This is a genomic window from Photobacterium frigidiphilum (assembly GCF_003025615.1).
In the GTDB taxonomy this organism is placed as follows: Bacteria; Pseudomonadota; Gammaproteobacteria; order Enterobacterales; family Vibrionaceae; genus Photobacterium; species Photobacterium frigidiphilum.
In genome coordinates, this window is sequence record NZ_PYMJ01000010.1 from 42,319 (window position 1) to 65,405 (window position 23,087).

General features: G+C 40.5%; 13 protein-coding genes. 4 read left to right on the forward strand and 9 right to left on the reverse strand.

Annotation, left to right across the window (positions count from 1 at the left end):
• Positions 1–879: 879 nt before the first annotated feature.
• From C9J12_RS11925 to pepN, 5 genes are all read right to left on the reverse strand, one after another.
• Positions 880–1,419 (reverse strand): cell division protein ZapC, encoded by a 540-nt coding sequence (locus tag C9J12_RS11925; protein ID WP_107242917.1) that lies wholly within the window; start codon positions 1,417–1,419, stop codon positions 880–882.
• A 259-nt stretch (positions 1,420–1,678) separates the two neighbouring features.
• Positions 1,679–2,689 carry a quinone-dependent dihydroorotate dehydrogenase gene (pyrD, locus tag C9J12_RS11930; RefSeq protein ID WP_107242918.1) on the reverse strand — a complete coding sequence of 337 codons (1,011 nt, stop codon included), beginning with the start codon at positions 2,687–2,689 and terminating at the stop codon, positions 1,679–1,681.
• 321 nt (positions 2,690–3,010) lie between these two features.
• Entirely contained in the window at positions 3,011–7,840 is a 4,830-nt protein-coding gene (locus C9J12_RS11935; protein ID WP_107242919.1) for an NAD-glutamate dehydrogenase, read from the reverse strand.
• Positions 7,841–8,224: 384 nt separating this feature from the next.
• The gene (locus tag C9J12_RS11940; protein ID WP_107242920.1) at positions 8,225–8,443 is read right to left on the reverse strand and encodes a DUF2835 domain-containing protein; all 219 of its coding nucleotides are present in this window, start codon (positions 8,441–8,443) and stop codon (positions 8,225–8,227) included.
• Between the two features lie 130 nt (positions 8,444–8,573).
• Positions 8,574–11,201 (reverse strand): aminopeptidase N, encoded by a 2,628-nt coding sequence (gene pepN / locus C9J12_RS11945; protein ID WP_107242921.1) that lies wholly within the window; start codon positions 11,199–11,201, stop codon positions 8,574–8,576.
• A gap of 333 nt (positions 11,202–11,534) precedes the next feature.
• Here pepN and pncB point away from each other — a divergent pair, with 333 nt between their 5' ends.
• The gene (gene pncB / locus C9J12_RS11950) at positions 11,535–12,752 is read left to right on the forward strand and encodes a nicotinate phosphoribosyltransferase (protein ID WP_107242922.1); all 1,218 of its coding nucleotides are present in this window, start codon (positions 11,535–11,537) and stop codon (positions 12,750–12,752) included.
• 88 nt (positions 12,753–12,840) lie between these two features.
• Here pncB and C9J12_RS11955 read toward each other — a convergent pair whose 3' ends face one another.
• From C9J12_RS11955 to C9J12_RS11970, 4 genes are all read right to left on the reverse strand, one after another.
• Complete coding sequence (locus C9J12_RS11955) at positions 12,841–13,503, reverse strand: lipocalin-like domain-containing protein (RefSeq protein WP_107242923.1); 663 nt, start codon at positions 13,501–13,503, stop codon at positions 12,841–12,843.
• A gap of 304 nt (positions 13,504–13,807) precedes the next feature.
• On the reverse strand, positions 13,808–15,808 hold the full coding sequence (gene prc, locus C9J12_RS11960; protein ID WP_107242924.1) for a carboxy terminal-processing peptidase: 2,001 nt from the start codon (positions 15,806–15,808) through the stop codon (positions 13,808–13,810).
• A gap of 17 nt (positions 15,809–15,825) precedes the next feature.
• On the reverse strand, positions 15,826–16,470 hold the full coding sequence (gene proQ, locus C9J12_RS11965) for an RNA chaperone ProQ (protein ID WP_107242925.1): 645 nt from the start codon (positions 16,468–16,470) through the stop codon (positions 15,826–15,828).
• 109 nt (positions 16,471–16,579) lie between these two features.
• Positions 16,580–17,038 carry a GAF domain-containing protein gene (locus C9J12_RS11970; RefSeq protein ID WP_107242926.1) on the reverse strand — a complete coding sequence of 153 codons (459 nt, stop codon included), beginning with the start codon at positions 17,036–17,038 and terminating at the stop codon, positions 16,580–16,582.
• A 62-nt stretch (positions 17,039–17,100) separates the two neighbouring features.
• On the opposite strand from C9J12_RS11970, the gene C9J12_RS11975 reads away from it, so the two are divergent.
• From C9J12_RS11975 to C9J12_RS11985, 3 genes are all read left to right on the forward strand, one after another.
• Positions 17,101–19,053 carry an ABC transporter ATP-binding protein gene (locus tag C9J12_RS11975; RefSeq protein WP_227876339.1) on the forward strand — a complete coding sequence of 651 codons (1,953 nt, stop codon included), beginning with the start codon at positions 17,101–17,103 and terminating at the stop codon, positions 19,051–19,053.
• 101 nt (positions 19,054–19,154) lie between these two features.
• Positions 19,155–20,432 carry a paraquat-inducible protein A gene (locus C9J12_RS11980; protein ID WP_107242928.1) on the forward strand — a complete coding sequence of 426 codons (1,278 nt, stop codon included), beginning with the start codon at positions 19,155–19,157 and terminating at the stop codon, positions 20,430–20,432.
• Complete coding sequence (locus C9J12_RS11985; protein WP_107242929.1) at positions 20,413–23,040, forward strand: PqiB family protein; 2,628 nt, start codon at positions 20,413–20,415, stop codon at positions 23,038–23,040. Before C9J12_RS11980 ends, C9J12_RS11985 begins: the two co-directional genes overlap by 20 nt.
• Positions 23,041–23,087: the final 47 nt, after the last annotated feature.

A 23,087-nucleotide genomic window follows, 5' to 3' on the forward strand; every position in this document is an offset into this window, starting at 1 on the left:
ATTATAACGTAAAACAGACTAAATGCCTCTCTATTCCCCATTGCATACGCATTATTTGGTTAAAAAATAATGAAATAACGATTTCTCGGCGCTGATGGGGTTCAGAACATAGCAACCATCGCTCACTCAACATCATCCACCAGTGGAAACAATGGTATCCCCCCCCTAATAAAATAATGCGGTAAATGTTCACAAAACACGTCAATTGATTATCCACACACAGAAACAAGCACTCAACCAATTGATTACAAATGAATTAACAGCGAATTAAATTATGAATCGCAGTAAATCTCACACTATAAAGCGATATATCGCACTAGATGTCATCGTGAATAAAAACCCACTGCCACATACTTTCCATTTTGGAAAGTATTAAGATACGGTCAGCGTTTTGTGCGTAATAAAATTACGAAAATGAGGAAAAACGGGAAATTTTCTTGTTTATTCGCGCTTACTTTAGCAATGAGTGTCAGTAATTTGACGCATTTATTGCCTAAAGGAGGCAATAAAAAATACCATTTATTAGTCAATAACTGGATTAGCCTCACCAAACATGTTTGTTTTTTATACAAAAAAACGTTTCCCAGTACTTCTTATCAGATGCTTAGATTCATCAAGCGCCACTTTCATCAGACGCTTAATGCTATAGATTGTAATAATAAGATTGAAGGCTGGGTTTAAATTGAAGGTAAGAAGGTGAAAGATGGTGTGGCGACAAAATATAATTAATGGATTGGGTATGTGTGTGGCAGAGATTAGATACGCAGAAGGCTTATAGGCAAGAGTATCGATAACCCTAGAGACATGGCTTTATATCGGTGGTTGTAGGAATGTGGTAAGAAATAAGTAGCTAACACTCGTTAAGCGACACTATTAACATTAACCTACGAGTGCTAGGTTCAGTATCGCGTCTTCTTCGTAAGCAGTGATACGATCGTTCATAACCTTGATAGTGTCACAAAAGCGCATTTCCTTAGTGCTAGACAGCGCTAAAGGCTCTACATCGACCATCATACATAGGCTTGCACAGCCGCTATTCTCAATAACAATGAACTTTGCCATACCTAAAGGTGTTTGAAGGGTTACGATGTCACCATTCTCAGGCTCACAGCTTACTGATTGAGTCTCAAAAAACCAACTTTTGGGCATCATCGGTTTATGGAATCGACTGGCTGCAACCGCATTTAGTGCTAATTCAGCTTTACGCGGTTCAGATATCTCTAAATGTGAAACGTTTTCTTTATAGTTCTGGAAAATAGAGGCGTCATCAACAGTAAATTCACACTGTTCACTCGCCGAAGGGATAAGATGTTTTGCTGGAATACCTACACGAAAAACCATATCACTTCCCAAATCTAACATTAGGGAATTATCCTTAAGGTCGAAATACCACATCCATGAATTATTTGGTTTTAACACGTAAACGCTCCAGAAACAGTTCTTTGTACTACGTATCTAACAATACAGAAAAAACTTTAGGAGAATTTTACGGGGGTTAGGATAAAAAAAAAGGGGAATAAATATCCCCTTTTTGTTACATGAAAATGTAATTTTGACAATTTTCAATGATATTTTAGCTACCGAGAACTAAAAGGTGGAACTTTTTCGAAAGCAGTACTTAAAAATGCATTTCATCAAAGTTCAATTTAAGAAGTACTCAATTTAAGAAATGGTCAATTTAAGAGTTCGTCACGATGTCTTTTACCAATTTTGGTCCGTGATAAATGAAACCAGAATAAATCTGTACAAGCTGTGCGCCTGCATTCATTTTTTCACGTGCTGAAATAGCAGAATCAATACCACCCACACCAATAATTGGTAAAGCGCCATTTAACTCTTCAGCTAAACGACGAATAACCTCAGTACTGCGATTTTGTAACGGACGACCACTTAGCCCCCCCATCTCATCACAATGTGGCATACCTTTAACCAATGTGCGATCTAATGTCGTGTTAGTGCCAATCACGCCATCAATTTTATTTTTGATCAAAGATTCTGCGATTTGCACAATTTCATGATCTTCTAGATCGGGTGCGATCTTCAGTGCTAACGGGACATACTTACCGTGTTTTTCTGCCAGCTCTTCTTGTTTCGCTTTTAACTGGGACAAAAGATCATCAAGCGCTTCTCCATATTGAAGAGAACGAAGCCCTGGGGTATTAGGTGAAGAGATATTTACCGCAATATAGCCAGCATGCTCATAAACTTTATCCATACAGATTAAGTAATCTTCTGCACCCTTCTCGATTGGTGTGTCTTTATTCTTACCAATGTTAATACCGATAACACCGTCATATTTGGTTTTTTTTACATTCTCAACCAGATTATCAACGCCAAGGTTATTAAAGCCAAAACGATTAATAAGACCTTCAGCAGGCAATATACGGAAAAGACGTGGCTTGTCATTTCCTGATTGTGGACGTGGCGTTACTGTACCCACTTCTACAAAACCAAAACCCATTGCGCCAAATGCATCAATACATTCGCCATTTTTGTCTAGGCCAGCAGCCAATCCAACAGGGTTTTTAAATTTAATACCCATGACTTCAACGGGGCGATCAGGTACATGTTGACGATAGAAGAGATCAAGCGGAGTGCCGGTAAAACGAGAAAAGTTCTGAATAGCAAGATCATGCGCCTTTTCAGCATCTAGCTGGAAAAAAACGGATCGTGCGAGGCGATAAATCATTGTCTCTCCTTATAAAAAGCTCCAAATAAACGGGCTTATTATTCACAGTTATCCCTTCTACTTCAATGACTATTTACGCCATTTGTATCAATAAAACAATTACTTACATTTAGACGTTTATTTACAATGAGTTACAGTTTCAAATTTGTCATTAATTTATCAAAAACAACGCAAACGATTCCGTTTAACCAGCAATATGTAACAGCCATGTTGACCAATCGTTATTTAAGCAATAAAAAAAGCCATTACATCTGTTATGTAATGGCTTTTTAGTAGGAACCAAATTTATATCATAGACTTATGATAGTTATCTCTGGCGCCTCACATATTGGGACGGCAGTTCAGGTTCAGTAACATTAATTCACGTAAGGCTACAGAAAATTTCGCGAATTCATGGGCTGTACCCACTTTAAATTCAGCGAGTACACTGTTCCAACGATGAATAGCAGTCTCGTGCATCCCTATCCATGTTTCTATACTTTGCTCTGCAGACTCATCATTTTGATTACTGCTGATAACGGCAGATGTTAACTGGCGTTGCTGCCAATCCAGATCTTCTCTAAACGAAGCACGAGCCAACGCTTGCCAATGGTTTTCTACTGGCTGATTGTGTACTTGCTGTAAGAACCAATGCAAAGACAATTTAGAGCCAACAACAAAGTAAACACGCGAGATATGATCAATATCTTTATCCAGTTCTTTTGCTATCTGAGCAATATCCATCGCAGAATACAAACTAGTTAGTCGTGCAATATTGTGTGCTAGCTCAGCAGGAACACCTTGCTCAATCATCACATTCGCTTGATCGTTATGCTCTTCAACCTCTCCTGTTACAAGGTAACTTTCAAGGTTTTCTTGTAACGTATTCAAAATAGGTTGATACAATGCAATCTGTTGTTCTATTGCTAGTTTGCGTTCGCGATTACGTAATATCCAGCGCGTGGCGCGGCGTAACATACGACGACAGCGATAAAGCATTTCGTACTGTACTTCTGCTGACACTTTATTGTCTAGTTCACGAATTTGATGAAAGAACGTATCAAACCGGAAGACTTCGCGCCCTACAGAATAAGCCGATGAAATTTCTACAACCGTAGCACCCGTCTCTTCTTGCAAACGTGTGACAAAATTGCAGCCCATTTCGTTAGACATTTGATTTGCGAGCGATGTTGCAATCAGTTCTTTTCTTAGCGGGTGTTGATCCATCTGTGCACGGTATTTCTCTTTAAGTTGCTTAGGAAAATACGCAGGTAGCAAGCGGGCATGGTATGGGTCATTTGCTATCTCATCACTGACTAGATCTTCTTTTAGCACCATTTTTCCGTAAGCGACCAATACAGCAAGTTCAGGTCGAGTCAGACCCATGCCTGATTTTTCTCGCTCAGCCAATGTCTCATCATCAGGTAAATACTCAAGTGCACGATCTAGCTTACCGGCACGCTCTAAATGATGGATAAAGCGGATTTGCTCTTTCAGCAGTTGCACGTGCTGTTGTTGCGTTACAGAGATAGATTCACTCTGACAATACGCATCATCTAGTACGATCTCTCCTACTTCATCTTCCATGCTTTCAAGCACTTCATTACGTTGTTTATAAGTAAGATCGCCACCAGCGACAAGGCTATTTAGCAAGATTTTAATGTTTACTTCATTATCTGAACAATCTACGCCGCCAACGTTATCAACGAAATCGGTGTTAACTAAGCCACCCGTTTTAGCGAATTCAACACGGCCAAGCTGGGTCATACCCAGATTACCACCTTCACCAATTACTTTTGCACGTAACTCACCGCCATTAATGCGTAAACCATCGTTCGCACGGTCGCCAACGTCAGTATGTGTTTCAGTGGTCGCTTTAACGTAAGTACCGATCCCGCCGTTCCACAGAAGATCTACTTCCATGCGCAAGATAAGGCCAATCAACTCATTAGGCGGTACGCTTTGCTTACGTGTGCCCAAGAGTTTTTGGATCTGCGGGGTTAGTTTGATCGACTTGCTACGACGAGAGAAGATCGCACCACCCTCAGAGATCAAACTTTTATCGTAATCTTCCCAACTTGAACGCGGAAGGTTAAATAGACGATCTCGTTCTTCCCAAGTCTTCGCTGCATCCGGATTTGGATCCAAGAAGATATGCATATGGTTAAATGCAGCAACTAAGCGCGTGTGCTTTGATAACAACATACCGTTACCAAACACATCACCTGCCATATCACCGATACCCACACACGTGAAATCGGTAGATTGGCAATCAATACCTAGCTCACGGAAATGACGCTTGACTGATTCCCAGCCACCTTTTGCCGTAATACCCATTTTCTTATGATCGTAACCATTTGAGCCACCAGATGCGAACGCATCACCTAGCCAAAAATTATAATCATCTGATACTGAGTTTGCCAAATCAGAGAAGGTTGCGGTACCTTTATCAGCTGCAACGACCAAATACGGGTCATCTTCATCGTGACGAACAACATTCACTGGCGGCATTAGTTCGCCATCAACAATGTTATCGGTCACATCCAGCAAGGCTTGAATGAAACGCTTGTAACAACGCTGACCTTCATTCCAGATTTCTTCACGTGTTGTCATCTGAGGCTGACGCTTACAGATGAAACCGCCTTTAGCGCCCACAGGTACAATAACGGTATTTTTAACTTGTTGTGCTTTTACTAAGCCAAGAATTTCTGTACGGAAATCCTCTTGACGATCTGACCAACGCAAACCACCACGCGCGACTTTACCGCCACGTAGGTGAACACCTTCTATATCAGGTGCGTAGACAAAGATTTCAAAGAAAGGAACCGGTGCTGGAATCTCTGGAATTTCTGAAGGACGAAGCTTCAATGATAGCCAAGGCTTTGCATTGCCCTTTTCATCTGTTTGATAATAGTTAGTACGTTGCGTTGCAAGGATCATATCCATGAAGCGACGAATGATCCTATCATCATCAAGGCTTTCTACACGATCCAACTTATCATGCAGCTTCTTAATCAGATCTTGCTCAGCTTTTGGTGAGTACTTTTTCCTTGGTTCAAAACGCAGTGTAAACAGCTTCACTAAATCACGAGCAAGATCGCTATGACTCGATAATGTTTCTTCAATGTAGTGTTGGCTGAATGGGAAACCCACTTGACGCATGTAACGAGCATAACTACGAATCACGGTAATTTCGCGACCCGTTAACCCTGCGCAAAGTACTAAACGGTTAAAACCATCACTTTCTAAGTTACCGTGCCAAATCGAAGAGAATGCATCTTGGAAACGATCGCGCGCTTCACTTAAATCGATTCCTGTACATGCGTTATGCAGCATAGAAAAATCAAGAATCCAATACACCGTGCCATTTGCTTTAACGACTTGGTAAGGTGATTCACCAATTACACGTAAGCCAAGGTTTTCAAGCATTGGCATAACATCAGACAAGTGAATGGGCTCGTCACGGTGGAAAAGCTTCAACTTAACAAAGTGTGAATCGTTCGCTTCTTCTTGAGGGCGATAAAACAACATGCCAAGCTTGTTATCTTCACTCAAGCTTTCTAGCTGTTCAATATCAGCCACGGCAGAACCCGGTAGCATTTCTTCTTTATACGAGCGTGGGAAAGCACGTGCATAGCTCTTACCAAGCGGGATACCTTTACTTTCACCAAAATTAGCAATTAACGAGTTACTTAACCGATCTTCCCAAGAAGCCGCAGCCTCAACAAGATTGTGTTCAATGCCTTTCGCATCGATATTGAAATTATTATTTTTAACTCGCACGATATAATGAGTTCTCGCTAATGAACTTTCAGAAAAGAAAGTAGTAAATTCAACAGTCTGCTCAGAGCCAAAATAGTCTTTAAGAATTTCCTGTGTTTTACTGCGAAGTTCGGTGTTATAGCGCTCTTTTGTTACGTAAACCATACACGAGAAGAAACGACCGAATGGGTCACGTCGTACGAATAATCGTAGCAAATCACGATCTTGCATTTGAACAACGCCACAACCCACATCTAGCATTTCTTTTTCATTTGCTTGAATGAGTTCATCGCGAGGATAGGTTTCGAGTAAATTATTTAACGCCTTCCACGAATGTGAACCTTCGCTATAGCCGCTCGCCTCAAGAATACGTGAAACGCGATCTCGAATCAGAGGAATATTCAGTGCACTCTGATGGTAAGCCGTTGACGCGTAAAGCCCCACAAAGCGATGTTCACCAATAACATTGCCTTTCTCATCAAAGCGTTTAATACCAATATAATCAACATAAGCAGGACGGTGGATTTTGGATTTACCGTTGCTTTTCGTTAGAATCAAAATATCGTGCTTACGTGCTTCGATACGGGCTGATTCTGGTAAATCAGACAATAGTAAGCAATGCTTTATATCTGTCTTATTTAATAGCCCTAAGCCACTTTCATCACTTGGACAAAGCTTGTAATCCCCTTCTATAGGGTTTAAATCATATTGGTGATAACCCATGAACATGAAGTTATGGCGTGTTAACCAATTAATAAATTCGACAGCTTCTTCGCGATGAACATTGTTTACTGGCAAATCTGCAGTTTTAAGATCCTGAGCAATGTCTTGCATCTTATCTTGCATCGCCTGCCAATCGTTCACAACCAGGTCAATATCGCTTAGCACGTGTTCTAATTCTTTTTTGAGTGCTTGCATTTCTTCTTTGCTGGTTAGGCGATCCACTTCAATGTGGAAAAGTGTTTGGTAATCACCCTCCTTTCCACATGCTTCTACAATATTACCGTCTTCATCACGCTTGAAGAAATACGGACCATTGAGCATAAGGTGGCTAGTAATATCTAGACGGTTCAATGTCATTCGCACTGAATCAACAAGGAACGGACAATCAGGCGTTACAATTTCAACCACAGTATGTGTTGACTGCCATCCATATCGACTAAGTGTTGGGTTGTATACTCGAACAGAGCTTTGTTCAGGTTTGTTTTGCATCAAATGGTGCCATAAGCTAAGTACAGCACCATATAAATCAGATTCATTCCGTTGAAGCAGATCATCATCAGCCAGTTGCCCTAACAATCGTTGAGCAAAAACATCCACTAATGACTGCTGAGGGGCTTCAATCTTATTCTGGATTAAGCCATATACCTTCTCAAGCAGTACCGGCACTATCGGATCGGGTGCGGTCATAGCAATTGCTCCATCATTATTATGTTTATAGTTCAGTATAGGGGGTTTGAACGCTTTAGCGTGATAGCTATTGTAGGGGGTTTTGTTGCGCAATGGTTACGTTAATTACACTATAAAGAGAAGAAAAAATCGAATATGTGACTAAGGTTAAGATTTTGACTGGCGGTTCTATCTAGCTGAATGCATATAAGCAATAGGCCACTTCTTTTACCTTAGTCATTGGTCTAACCAATTATTTCATATATCAATTTTTCTAATGGCGAGAATAAATTTTATGAGGGAAACCGCTACACAATATAAATAAATAGACAATCACAATAGGTGAATACTTATTAAGATGTTAATAACTTGATGTTATGAAACTGGCAATGAATAATGCTAAATTTAGATCTGTTCTATCTTTTCAAATTTATTTTGTGCATTCACTACAATTCTAAAACGCCCTCTTACACCTAATTGGCTCAAGAATGGACGAAAGCGCGAGGCTGGCAGTTGAAGTTTAAGTCCGCTATCTGTTACAACCAGTACCGTGCTAGCTGCACCAGAATAATGGTTAAGATAAGACTGGTAGCTAATGTTCATCGAAAATGTATACGTCGTCATGGCACCATACAAAAATAAAAGAAAGATAAAAAAGAAACAAACAAAAAGATCATACCTATCTGGATAAGTAGATGATCATAAAATAAGAGCCTCTTCGTTAGAGGCCCTTATTAGGCTGCTAAATCAAATACTATTGATCCAACGCCTTCTGCACTTTTTCGAATAGATCGTTAGCGAGGTTTTCAAGCTTCGCTATTTTTTCTAATTCTGCTCGCATTAATGCCTGACGCTGTTCATCATATACACGGTACTTCAAGAATGGTTCAATCAAGCGTGAAGCAACCTGTGGGTTACTTGCGTTTAGTGCCGTTAGAATCTCGGTCAAGAACGCATAACCTGAACCATCCTTTGCATGAAAGCGAACTGGGTTATTAGCACAAAAGCTTGCAACCAAGTTACGGGTTCGATTCGGGTTTTTCAAATCAAATGCTGGATGAGACATTGTTTTACGCACATTAGCCAGTGAATCTGCCGCAGGGTTTGCACCTTGCAACATGAACCACTTATCCATTACCAAGCCATCATGTGTCCATTTATCACTGAAGTCTGTCATTTGCTCTGCACGGCATGGTAATTCTGCATTATTTGCAGCAGCCATTGATGCCATTGTATCTGTCATATTATCTGAAGACACATATTGCTCTGCAACTAACTTATTACCTTCTTCAGTATGAGCAAGATAAGAAAGGCAACGGTTACGCAGTGCGCGTTTAGCCATTGCTTCATGAGCTAAATTATACTCGCCTTGAGAAAGAGAGTGATAAATAGCGGTTAATTCATCTTCTAGTGCATAAGCTAAGATCGCACTGATCTTGCCCGCAACCGCATTGATCGCATCAACATCAACGATCTTATACCAACCTGCAATTTCATTTTCACTTGGTAATGCCAGCATTTCGGCAATGAATGCAGGATCCAGATTTTCATCCAATAACGCACCACGGAACGCATCAATTACCGATTCAGGAAGTTCAACGTCTTTACCCTGCTGCACATTGGCAATATTTGTACGAATGTACTTAGCAAGTAGCATTTGACCCACATCCCAACGTGCAAACTCGTTACGCGCATGCACCATCAAGAACACTAACTCTTCATCAGAATAACCGTATTCCAATACAACGGGCGCAGAAAATTCACGGAGTAATGATATTACGGGTTTTTCATTTACATTATCGAATTCAAAGACTTGTTTGGCTTCAGTAACGTTAAGTACGTGATGAATTGGCTCGCCATTACACTCTAAGGCGATAACATGACCTACGCTGTCATATAATTCGATGTCCATTGGGATATGAAGCGGAAGTTTATCGTCTTGGCCAGCTGTTGGTGCTGTATTTTGCTCAATAGTGACAAGGTAACGTTTCTGTTCTGCGTTATAATCGGTTGTCACCGTAACGATAGGTGTACCCGCTTGGCTGTACCAGCGACGGAACAGAGTAAGATCAACACCCGATGCATCTTCCATTGCTTGTGCAAAATCATCACATGTTGCCGCGGTACCATCATGACGTTCAAAGTACAGTTTGATACCTGCTTGGAATTTATCTTCACCCAATAAAGTATGCATCATACGAATGACTTCACTGCCCTTCTCATACACTGTTAACGTATAGAAGTTATTCATCTCAATCACTTTTTCAGGGCGAATTGGATGAGACATAGGACCACGATCTTCAGCAAATTGAGGACCACGCATAATACGAACATTTTGAATGCGATTAACGGCACGAGAACCAAGATCAGAAGAGAATTCTTGATCGCGGAAAACCGTTAGCCCTTCTTTTAAACTTAACTGGAACCAGTCACGACAAGTAACACGGTTACCCGTCCAGTTGTGGAAATACTCATGACCGATTACCGCTTCAATACCTTGATAGTCTGTATCAGTTGCTGTTTTTGAATTGGCTAAAACAAACTTAGAGTTAAAGACGTTTAAGCCTTTGTTCTCCATTGCGCCCATGTTGAAGAAATCAACAGCGACAATCATGTAGATATCAAGATCATATTCTAAGCCGAAACGTTCTTCGTCCCACTTCATTGAATTGATAAGTGAAGCCATCGCGTAATCTGCACGATCAAGATTACCTTTATCAACGAATATTTCTAACTCAACATCACGACCGCTCATGGTTGTGAATTTATCACGCAGTACATCGAAGTCACCAGCAACAAGTGCAAACAGGTAAGAAGGTTTTGGGAATGGGTCTTGCCACTGTACCCAATGTCGACCATTGTCTAAATCACCTTCAGCAACACGGTTACCGTTACTTAATAAATAAGGGAAGCTTGTTTTATCTGCAATGACTTTTGTGGTGAAACGAGCAAGTACATCAGGACGATCAAGATAAAAAGTAATTCGACGGAAACCCTCAGCTTCACACTGAGTACAAAAACCACCACCCGATTTATACAAACCTTCAAGCAATGTATTGGCTTCTGGATTAACTAATGTTTCGATTGTCAGATCAAAACTTGCAGGCAAACTACGTAGCGTTAATAATGACTCTGACACGTCATAATCAGACCATGCAGTGCCATTTACTTCTACGCGAACTAACTCTAACCCATCACCATTTAAGACTAACGCCGCATCGGTTTCGACTTGGCGAACAACCTTGCTGACTGCAACAATGTGTGTTGCTGTATCATGCAGGTCAAATTCAAAATCAATATCGGTAATTGTATAGTCTGGCTTTATGTAATCTGCACGGTACTTTGCTTTAGGGCTTGCTGTTTGTGTCGATAATTCGCTCATTCTTTTTTATTCCTTTGTTATCCGCTAGAACAAGAAGTCCTCATTCTAAACGACTGACGCCTGTCATTATTATTCTGCCTTTATGGCACTCAAACAAGAATTAATGTCAACTATACTCGTAAACTCATGCTTTTGTCGCTTCAGTGCGTAATAATTCAGCTAAAAATAAAGACTTATACCCAAGCTACCTCAAAGTTATTGCTTAAATAATAACTGAACGCGCCCTCAATTCTTTTTTATAAACTGATATTGCATTTATTTTTCATATTTCATATCAAATCAGGCTCAAAATAATGTAAAATTTCCGGATTGCATTAAACAGCAGCATTAGATATGAATCACACAAAACTCATTGGGATTATTGACTCCCTACTTGATACCGATGCGTATAAGCTGCACATGCAGCAAGCGATTTATCATCAATATCCACACGTAGAAGCCGTTGCTGAATTTCATTGCCGAAGCAAAGAAGACCTCCGTCCCTACGCCAACGCAATTCAAGCACAAATTCAACACATCTCAACATTGTCATTTGCACAAGAAGAGTTAGATTACCTTGCATCACTCTCTTTCTTCAAGAAAGACTACCTTACTTATTTAAAAGACTTTTCACTCAACAGTGAACAAGTAACGGTAGATGGTTCAGGCGATCAGCTTTCAATCAAGATTAAGGGTAAGTGGATTGATATCATTTTATGGGAAGTCCCATTACTTGCTATCATATGCGAAATTCGTTCATCCATTTGTTACCCAAATTCAACAGCAGATGACGCAATCGCACAACTTAAAACTAAAATCGAGCGTTTTTACCAAAACGCTAAAACGGTAGATGATGAAACACAGACAGTCACGGATTTAAGCCAATTTGATCTAATTGATTTTGGTAGCCGTCGACGTTTCTCTAAAGATGTACACCACAAAGTTGTCGATTATTTAGCGGCAAACGTACCTGAATTTAAAGGGACATCAAATTACCATTTGGCTCGAACACGAAATTTACCCCCCTTTGGTACACAAGCACATGAATGGTTTCAAGCTCACCAGCAATTAACCGGTGAACTTGCCGATTCACAACAGCTAGCATTAAACCGATGGCTACAAGAGTACCCAGATTCGTTAGGTATTGCCCTAACCGATTGCATTAATACCGACGCGTTTTTACGTGATTTTAACTCAGAGTTATCTGAACGTTTCGTCGGGTTACGCCACGATAGCGGCGACCCAATCACTTGGGGTGAAAAAGCCATTAAGCATTATGAATCTTTGGGCATTGATTTAAAGACAAAATCTTTAATCTTTTCAGATAGCTTAACATTGGATAAAGCATTAAACATTTATAAACACTTTGCTTCACGTATTAACGTCAGCTTTGGAATTGGCACTCAATTAACATGTGATTTACCGAGTGTTGAAACATTAAATGTTGTGCTAAAACTGACGCAATGTGAAGGTCGACCAGTGGCTAAAATCTCTGATGAACCAGGCAAAATCATGTGCCGAGATGAAAATTATTTAACGCAGCTTCGCCAAGCATTTAAAATTGCTAACTAAATTCTATCTATTTTAAAATTGCTTTATATACAAAAAACTCGTCACGATGACGAGTTTTTTTATACATATAATTTATTTATCTACAACACTATTCTCGCTGCATAACCGCTTCCATACCAAATTGTGTATTAGATAGTGTCAATGTATCTGAACCTAATAAAAACTGGCTGTCTTGCTGACCACCTTCGTAGATTAAAACAATATGGTCATCTTCCAAATAATAGATTCCACGGTGTTCTTTCTTTTTCCCCTCATTATTCGATACTTCAGCCGAAAATAAGAAGTCAGGTCGCAATGAAATAGATAATTCAGAAATACCTTCCGCAACGTCTCGCCCCGAAATTTTCGATGAGCGCCATTCACCCGGTAAATTTTCTGGCGCTAATTTAGTGAATCGAGCCCCGTCTAAAATAAATTGATTATACGTGAGCATATAATTATGGTTTTGTTCTAACTGCCCTTCAGAAGAAAATACAATATTCGTTTCATCAACATCGTATTTACCCGCCCACTCATCAACCGAGCCATCGACACGTAATAACCGAATAACAAAATTGTAAGACGACTTGAATTTAATATTCATCGCCCGATAACTCTCCCCCTCACTTTCAATACCATCATCAGAAGTACTAAACCAATACCAATCACCTAATAATAAGGGGTAATCAAACTCAGTCAGATCATCGGCAACAGAGTGAACACTGAAGCTGCTAAAGAAAAGTATAAAAGCTACCATACACGATTTATACATGTCTCAACTCCCGAAAAAAAGACCTATATAAACCTTAGATGCCAATGCTCTTTTCTGCTTAAAAATATGATTTATATCACAGTATAAACTCGGAGCTTCTCAGTTATAAGACAACGATAATCGATAGCAAGAAGAGGGAAAAAGTGTCCAATAATCAGCCGGATATTGTACCAAATCCATTAATTATCTGATCAGTTCAGCGAGAGTTAATTAATGGAATTGGTATTAGTCAGTACCGTACTATCAGCACAAATAAAAACGGCACTGCTTTTAAGCAGTGCCGTTTTATAATTTATTACCGCAATTAACTTTGAGCGTTAACTAAATCCGCTGTTATATCAACAGCTTCATCAAGGTAAGCATCTGGTGACTCATAATCTTTTGGCACATCTTCCAGTGTAGCAAAAGGCTTTTTACCTAATACTTTCTGGCGCTTATTCAAACGTGCTAATCGTTTACTGTCTGTCTTATCCTGTTCCTCAATACGCGTTTTCTCATTCAAAGAAATGGTATTAATATCTTTATCCTTTTTGTATTCTTGAATGTCATCAAGAATAAAACCGAATTCCATATCTTTACTTATGCGTTGCTCATGCTTCGCTTTTAAAGAAGGCAATATTGGGGAATAGTTTACTAATTTTTGATAACTTGCAGGTTTAATACTGTCCCACGGTAAAGCGTTATCTTCAACACTCTCACCCGTTTCAGCTGGATCAACAGCCGTTGGGAAAGCAATATCAGGTACAACACCTAAATTCTGAGTACTACCACCGTTAATACGGTAGAATTTCTGAATTGTATATTGGACATGACCTAAAGGCTTATCAAACAAATCATAAATATGATTCAGTGAACGGTGCTGCTGAACAGTACCCTTACCAAAAGATTGCTCGCCAAGTACAACAGCTCGGCCATAGTCTTGTGTTGCTGCGGCAAAAATTTCAGAAGCCGATGCACTGTATCGATTTTGCAGTACGGTTAACGGTCCATCAAAATAAACGCGATCATCAGAATCACCATTTACTTTTACACGGCCATAACTATCTCGCACTTGAACAACCGGACCACTGTTTATAAATAAACCGGTTAATGCTGTTGCCTCTGTAAGCGCACCACCACCGTTATTACGAAGATCGATAACCACACCATCGACTTGAGATTCGTTTAGTTTTGCGATCTCTTTTTTCGTGTCTTCAGCCAAACCAACGTAGAAACTAGGTACTTCAATGACACCTATTTTCTTGCTGCCGACTGTCTTCACTTCAGATTTCACAGCCCTATCTTCTAAACGGATTTTATCTCGCACAATAGTTACATCGTAACTTTTAGTGTTCTTTCCTTCTGGAAGAATCTCAAGCTTAACCTTGCTACCTTTAGGGCCTTTAATCAGCTGAACAACATCATCCAGACGCCAGCCGATAACATCGACAACGCTCTTTCCATCTTGCGCAACACCTATAATTCGGTCACCTGCAGCAAGTTTTTTAGATGATGAAGCCGGACCACCAGCAACAAGTGAACGAATAACAGTGTAATCATCAACAACTTGAAGCACAGCACCGATCCCTTCCAAAGATAGGTTCATCTCTGATTGGAATTGTTCTGCATTACGAGGAGATAAATAGCTGGTATGCGGATCAACTTCACGTGCAAATGCATTCATGTAAATTTGAAATACATCTTCACTATGAGTTTGTGTGAGACGTTTTAACGCATTGTTATAACGCTTGCTCAAGGTTTCTTTAATTTCTTTCCAATCTTTATCTGCAAGTTTCAGATTTAACGCATCGTATTTTACACGTTGACGCCAAATTTCATTTAATGCATTACGATCTGCAGCCCAATCCAATTCTGAACGATCAACAACAAAGTCATCATTAGTATTGAATTTAATTTCGTTATCTAGCAATGTTAACGCGTATTGATAGCGATCATAACGACGTTGAAGCACTTTATTGAAAATTTCAAAAGCCCCCGATGTATCACCGACTTTAAGTTGGTCATCGAATTGGTTTTGCCATTTTTCAAGTAGCCTAACATCAGCCGCAGTAAGGAAGCTTTTGTTGAAGTCCAACATTTCGATATAACGATCGAACATGTCAGAAGAAAATTGATCATCAAGAGAGAATTGCTTGTAGTGCGAACGTGTAAACCGCGAAGCAACCCTTTTACTTGCCGTAGCATGCTGCTTTTCAGGCGCAAGTTGGGGCAAATCACTTAATGAATACTTAGCCTCTAGGGCTTGCGCTGAGGCTGCCAGCATCATGCCAGCAGCGATCAGGGAAAAACGGAATCGACAGTTCATGCGTCGAGCATTCTCCTTTACGAACGCAGGTGCTCCATTTTTACAACCATGGTCAAACCATTGGTTAAACGAACACGCACATCGTCCTTGTTAAATTCAACGATAGATGCCGGCATGTTACCAGAGCCCATATTCACTAAAACATTGTTGCCAACTTTTACTTCATCAGCTGTTAAAGCACGGGATGTATCTGCAGGCTTTTTATCTAGCTTAGACGTTTTTGGCTTAGTGTTCTTAGGTTTAGCTGATTTAGCATGATTTTTATTTGTTTTCGCTTCGCCATCTTTGCTTGCAGCAGCTTTAGCAACTGCTTGCTCTTTACGACGAGCACGAACTTTAGCTTTGCTTTCTTCAAGGGCTTTTTGTGCGTGTTCTACGTGCTCTTGCTCTAGAACGCCACATTCATTGCCATCAAGGTCAACACGGTTTACACCGGCTTTTACTCCATGAAGATAACGCCAAGAAGATGTGTATTGACGTAGTGCAGTACGTAATTGTGTTTTACTTACTTTTTCATCTTCATTTAAGCGCTCAGCTAAATCTTGGAAGATACCAATCTTAAGTGGCTTAGCTTCACCTTCAATAGTAAAACATTTTGGGAAACGCTCAGCAATGTATGCAATAACTTCTTTACTGTTCGTTAACTTTTCAGAGTTTTCCATGGAGTTTCCTGACATAAAACGAGAGATCTCGCTGTGTGTACTGTGATCAAAAAGAAATAGTGTCGCTATTATAGTTACCTAACAATGAAAAACCACCGAAAGCATACAATTAGAGGCTTTTTTGTAGTTCTTTCACAAAATACACTAGTCCATCTTCATCATTTTGGTCAAATCTTGACAAACTTGGGCTATCAATATCCAAAACGCCAATCAATTCACCTTTAACTGTTAATGGTATTACAATTTCAGAATTACTTACGGCATCACAAGCAATGTGTCCAGGGAAGGCATGCACATCAGAAACACGTTGTACCTTATTTTCTGAGATGGCAGTACCACACACACCTCGCCCTACCGGAATACGTACACAAGCTACTTTTCCTTGAAATGGACCAAGCACTAACTGGTCGCCTTTAAGCAAATAAAAGCCTACCCAGTTAATATCTTCTAACTCCATATTCAGTAACGCACTAATATTAGAGATATTAGCAATCAGATCTGGCTCACCGTCAGTCAGTGCAATTGCCTGCTGAGTTAATCTTTTATAGAACGCGCTCTTATTTTCCATGGCTTACTCCTTATATAGCCGTTAATATAGCCCTTCCACTAATAATAGGAATCATTATCATTGTGAAAGATTCTGTAAACCAAACAATTAACTGGTCTTGGCTTCTAAAGCAAGCAAAACGTCACCGCCCAAGACTTGTCGCTGCAAATATTATTGCTCTCATAGCAACTCTGGTTAGCGTGCCAATCCCCCTTCTAATGCCATTAATGGTTGATGAAGTATTACTTGATAAACCTGCTGATGGGGTCAAATTTTTAAATTTATTATTGCCGGAGTCACTTCATGGCGCAACGGGTTACATCTTAATGGTGTTGTTCCTTGTTGTATTGATGCGCGTAGCAGGTCAAGCGCTTAATATACTGCAAAGTCGGCAGTTTACCCTCGTCGCAAAAGATATAACTTATAACATTCGTGGTCACCTCCTCGATAAACTGGGCCGCATCAGTATGCGTCAATATGAGGAAAGAGGTAGTGGTGGTATTACGTCACATCTGATTACAGACGTCGAAACCATCGATAAATTTGTAGGTGACACATTAAGCCGCTTTTTAATCGGTCTATTAACAGTAATTGGTACAGCCGTTATTCTGCTTTGGTTAAATTGGCAGCTTGGTTTACTGATTCTGCTTGTTAACCCTGTGGTGGTTTACGCTTCTCGGTTAATGGGGAACCGTGTAAAAAACCTGAAAAAGAAAGAAAACCAAGCATTTGAAAAGTTCCAACAACGCCTTGTTGAAACGCTTGAGGGTCTATACCAGTTACGCGCATCTAACCGTGAGCGTGAATTTCTGGCCCAATTAAAATCGAACGCGAATGACATTCGTCACAATGCGGATAAATACGCTTGGCAATCAGAAGCCGCGGGGCGCGTTTCCTTTCTACTCTTTTTATTAGGCTTTGAGTTATTCCGCGCTGCTGCAATGTTGATGGTGCTGTTCAGTGATTTATCTATTGGTCAGATGTTTGCCGTGTTTGGTTACCTATGGTTTATGTTGGGTCCCGTACAAGAGTTATTAGGTATTCAGTTTGCTTGGTACAGTGCTTCAGCTGCGATGCAACGTTTAAACAACTTATTGGTGTTAGAAGAAGAAGTTCGTCCAACACCAAAAGTAAATCCTTTCGTCGATGGTGAAACATTACACATAGAAGTGAAAAATCTACATTTCGCCTACGATGAAGATAAGGAAGTATTACACGATCTGAATTTAGTTATCCCTGCAGGGAAAAGAGTGGCGTTAGTCGGCTCTTCAGGCGGCGGTAAATCAACGTTGATTCAATTGCTATTAGGCATTTATCAAAAAAATACTGGGGATATCTTAATTAATAACCACCCTATTGAAGATGTTGGTTACGACAATCTTCGAAACAAGATGGCGGTGGTATTACAGCACCCTGTGTTATTTAATGATACGTTAAGGCAGAATTTAACGTTAGGTGCTGATTATACTGATGAACAATTGTGGTTAGCATTAGATATAGCCCAATTAACCGATGTCACTGAGCGCCTAACCAATGGCTTAGACACTGAAATTGGCCGTCAAGGTATTCGCTTATCAGGTGGGCAACGACAACGTCTTGCTATTGCACGTATGGTTTTGTCTGATCCTGAATTTGTCATACTTGATGAGGCAACGTCAGCTTTAGATACAGCAACAGAAGCTGCGCTACATACTGCTTTGAATGAATTTTTAGTTGGCAAAACAACACTGATTGTTGCGCACCGTTTATCTGCGGTTAAGCAAGCTGATCTAATATACGTGCTTGAAGATGGGCAAGTAAGTCAGACAGGTACACATAAAGAACTTGTTAATGAGAAAGGCTTATACCAAACTTTATATGGTTCAGTGCAATCACCTGATGAAAAACATCAATCAGTGTTGGTTTCAGACATGATCAATAACAGCACCAATGAAAGCGGTCAAGAAACGCACAATTCACAAGTTATTGATCATAAAAAGCTTGATGGTAATACCAGTGAAGATAACTTGGCAGTAGCCAGAATGAACTCAAAATAATATAGTGTTCGTTTACAATTGAATAATGGCCTTTAAATAAGGCCATTATCATATACAGTTTAAACCGATCCATTTGGTTTGATATTAAGGATGACATCAACATGTCGATGGCTCGACGTTGCCCAGGCTGCGACTTATCTATAATGCCCCATGCAGCACCTCGTGGTAAAAGCGCATATTGCCCACGTTGTAGCACTCGTCTTTACCGTGGTGGTAAATGTCGATTCAATGGCGAACTTGCCATCGCTTTCGCTTGTCTCATCCTTTTTGTTCCAACCCATATTTTTCCGTTAATCACGATACGTTTATTTGGGGTAATGATTCCTGCAACACTCCCGTCTGGTACATTTAGCCTTGCATCAGAATTTCCTGCCGTTGCGTTTCTTATTTTATTTTGTAGCTCTATTGCCCCTTTATTAGTTAGCCTGTCTGTACTAGGTGCTCAGCTAGCGTTAAAGGTGAAAAATTTTCGTTTATTAAAATCATCTTTATGGGTAATCACCCACTTAAAGCATTGGGCAATGTACGATGTATTCTTAGTTAGCTTGGCAATATCATGCTTCAAAGTACAAGATTATGCCGATATCTACGTAGGACCCGGCTTATATTGTTTGGTTATCTTGCAGGTGTTGATGTCTTTACTTATTACCCGTGTTAGCCCAAACCGTTATTGGGAATCATGGCAACCAGAAAAAGATCACCCTACGTTTAAGACGCTTCGACCTTTAGCTGGCGAACGGGCTAAAAGTGATAATGAATGTACGAATCCACTAAATAATCAATTACAAACACTGGAAGAGATTCATTGCGAAACATGCCACATGACACAGGCTTATTCTTCACACTGCATTCGCTGTGATTCACCTTTGCATCATCGTAAACCACGCTCAATTCAAAGAACGTGGGCGTTTTTAATTGCCGCGACAGTCTTTATTTTCCCTGCAAACTTGTACCCTATTTCGATCTTTTTAAATAATGGGAAAAGAGCAGAAGATACGATCTTCTCAGGTGTTGCTCATTTAGTAAAAACCGATATGACGGGTATAGCAATTATTATATTTGTAGCCAGTATAGTTGTACCCGTCGCTAAGATATTGGGCATGGCTTACATTCTGATTTGCATCCAATTTAAGCGCCGAGTTTATCACAAGCAACGCATGCATGCTTTTCGTGTTATTCAATGGGTAGGCAAATGGTCAGTAATGGATTTATTTGTTATCTCCATCATGGTGACGCTGATCGACCGTGGACAAATTCTGGATTTCACTCCTGGGCCAGGCGCTATTGCGTTTGGGGTGGTAGTGGTCTTAACAATGTTAGCAGTAGAAAACTTAGATTCTCGCCTGATATGGGACAACTATGAACAACGGACAAAATGATCAACAACCCGAAGCAGTAGATATACGCCGTGACCGTGGATTATCCCCTTTATGGCTACTGCCCCTACTTGCACTTGTGCTGGCGGGATGGCTCGTATTCAAAGCTGTGAATGAATCTGGTGAACGTATTCAAATCCATTTTAACGATGCTGCTGGCTTGATTGCAGGTAGAACAACTATTCGTTATCAAGGCCTTGAAGTCGGTATTGTTCGTGATGTGAACTTATCAGAAGATCTCCAAAGTATTTATGTCGATGCGGATATTTACCCTAAAGCCGTACAAACATTAAAAGCAAACACGCGTTTTTGGTTAGTAAAGCCTAAAGCATCAATCACTGGTATATCGGGGTTAGATGCCTTGGTATCTGGTAATTACATTGCCTTGCAACCAGGGGAAGGCAAAACCACCAAGAAATTTACCGCGCTGGATACCCAACCTGCCGATACACCATTGGGGGAAGGGTTAACCCTGCAATTGCGCTCACCTGACCTTGCTTCTGTCAGTATTGGCTCGCAAGTCTTTTATAAGAAAATTCCTGTTGGTGAAGTGTATAACTACACGCTAAGTCAGAATCGAAAGCAGGTATTAATTGATGTCACCATCAAACCACAATATTCTGAATTGATAACCAATAAGAGTCGATTCTGGAATGTCAGCGGTATGAGTGCCAACATTGGTTTTAATGGGGTTGATGTTCAATTTGAGAGCCTATCAGCCATGATTGGTGGTGCAATTGCATTTGATTCACCTGATGAAGGCGTTGCTATAGAACCCAATCACTTATTTCGCTTATACCCTGACTTGAATACTGCAGGTCGTGGTATTGCCATTAAAGTCGAACTACCCGATGGTAATAACATCAGCACAAGTGGTGCGCCTATTATCTACCGCGGATTAGAAATAGGTCAAATTTCGAGCCTTCGCCTTGATAAAGAAACCAACAAAATCATTGCTAACGCGGCAATCGAACCAAGCATGAGTGATTTGCTAAATACGGGCTCTCGCTTACTATTAGAAGAAGCAGAAGTGTCTTTAAATGGGGTCAAAAATATTGGTAACCTTATTCGCGGTAACTTCCTAACCTTAATTCCAGGTGAAGGTGAGAAAACGCGGATGTTCCAAGCGATCACTCAAGACCAATTACAGGAACAGCAACCCGGTACAGTTAGCTTCGCGTTATATGCCAATAACAGTTACGGTATAGAGCGTGGCTCTAAGCTTCGTCACCGTGGTTTAGATGTAGGGCGAGTTAAGAAAGTCTCTTTTGAAAGTAGTAAAGTGCGTTTCGATGTTATTGTTCGCCCTCAATACACATCACTTGTTCGTTCTAACAGTCGTTTCTTTATAGACGGTGGTATTCAAGCGAGCATCAGTGCTAAAGGCATCGACGTATCAATGCCGCCAGCCGATCAACTAATCAGTAACGGTATTAGCTTTACATCTTCAGGCTCTAAGAGCATTCAAAAGAGTTACCCTCTTTACGAAAATAAGCGCCTGTCTAACCTTGCCGCTGATAACCAACGCGGATTCGCTAAATACTCGCTATTTGCCGACGAATTACCGCCTGTTTCAGAAGGTAGCCCTATCCTTTACCGTAACCTGCAAGTTGGTGAAGTGACTGGCTATGCCCTAGTGCGTTACGGTGTCACCGTGTCATTTAAGATTGAGAATAAATATCGTCATTTAATCAGCCCGAGTACGGTTTTTTGGAATCGTTCAGGTGTCGAAATCGAAGCAGGGTTCGATGGGATTAAAGTCAAAGCCGACCCTATTAGTACCCTTATTAAAGGGGGTATCGCATTTGATGATATCGTCGGTGTGACAAATAAGGCAGGGTCGAAATTCAAATTATATCCAAGCCTAAGTGACGCTCAGAATTTTGGCTTATTGGTTACCCTAACAGCGCCAGATGCACGTTCTGTATCAAAAAATGCTGATATCCGTTATCAAGGCGTCAATGTGGGTAAGGTTGTTAGCATCGAACCTAACTTTAACGCTGGTAATGTTCAGATAAAAGCGCGCCTGTTTCCGAAATACGCCAATATTTTGGCAAAATCAGACAGCTATTTCTGGACTGTCACACCCAAATTAAGCCTATCAGGTGCAAAAAACTTAGATTCATTATTAAACAGCTATATTGCTGTGCAACCAGGTGATGGCGCTTATTCCCAAACGTTTAAGTTGGGTACAGCAGAGCTGATCTCATCAGGTTTAACATTGATTCTGGAAAGTGAAGACCGAGGTTCAGTGAGTGAAGGCACCCCACTTCTTTACCGTGATATTCAAGTGGGTCAAGTCATCGAAGTCGCTTTGGGTGATTTATCGGATCGCGTATTAATTAAGATTCAGATTGAAAAGGAATACAGCCACCTTATTCGTACCGATACTGTGTTCTGGAATGCCTCAGGTGTTGATTTCACCATCGGCTTAACGGGTGCCAAAATACAAACAGGTACCGTAGATAGTTTACTGCGTGGTGGTATTTCTTTTGCCACACCAGAAGAACAACCTTTGTCACCATTAGCTAAACAAGAAGAGCATTTCTTGCTGCATAAAGAAGCTGATAACAAATGGAAAACATGGCGTACCGCCATTCCTCGTGACTAGTAACACCTAGCTGTTATAACGATGTAACTTTTGATTAAAGGAGCGCT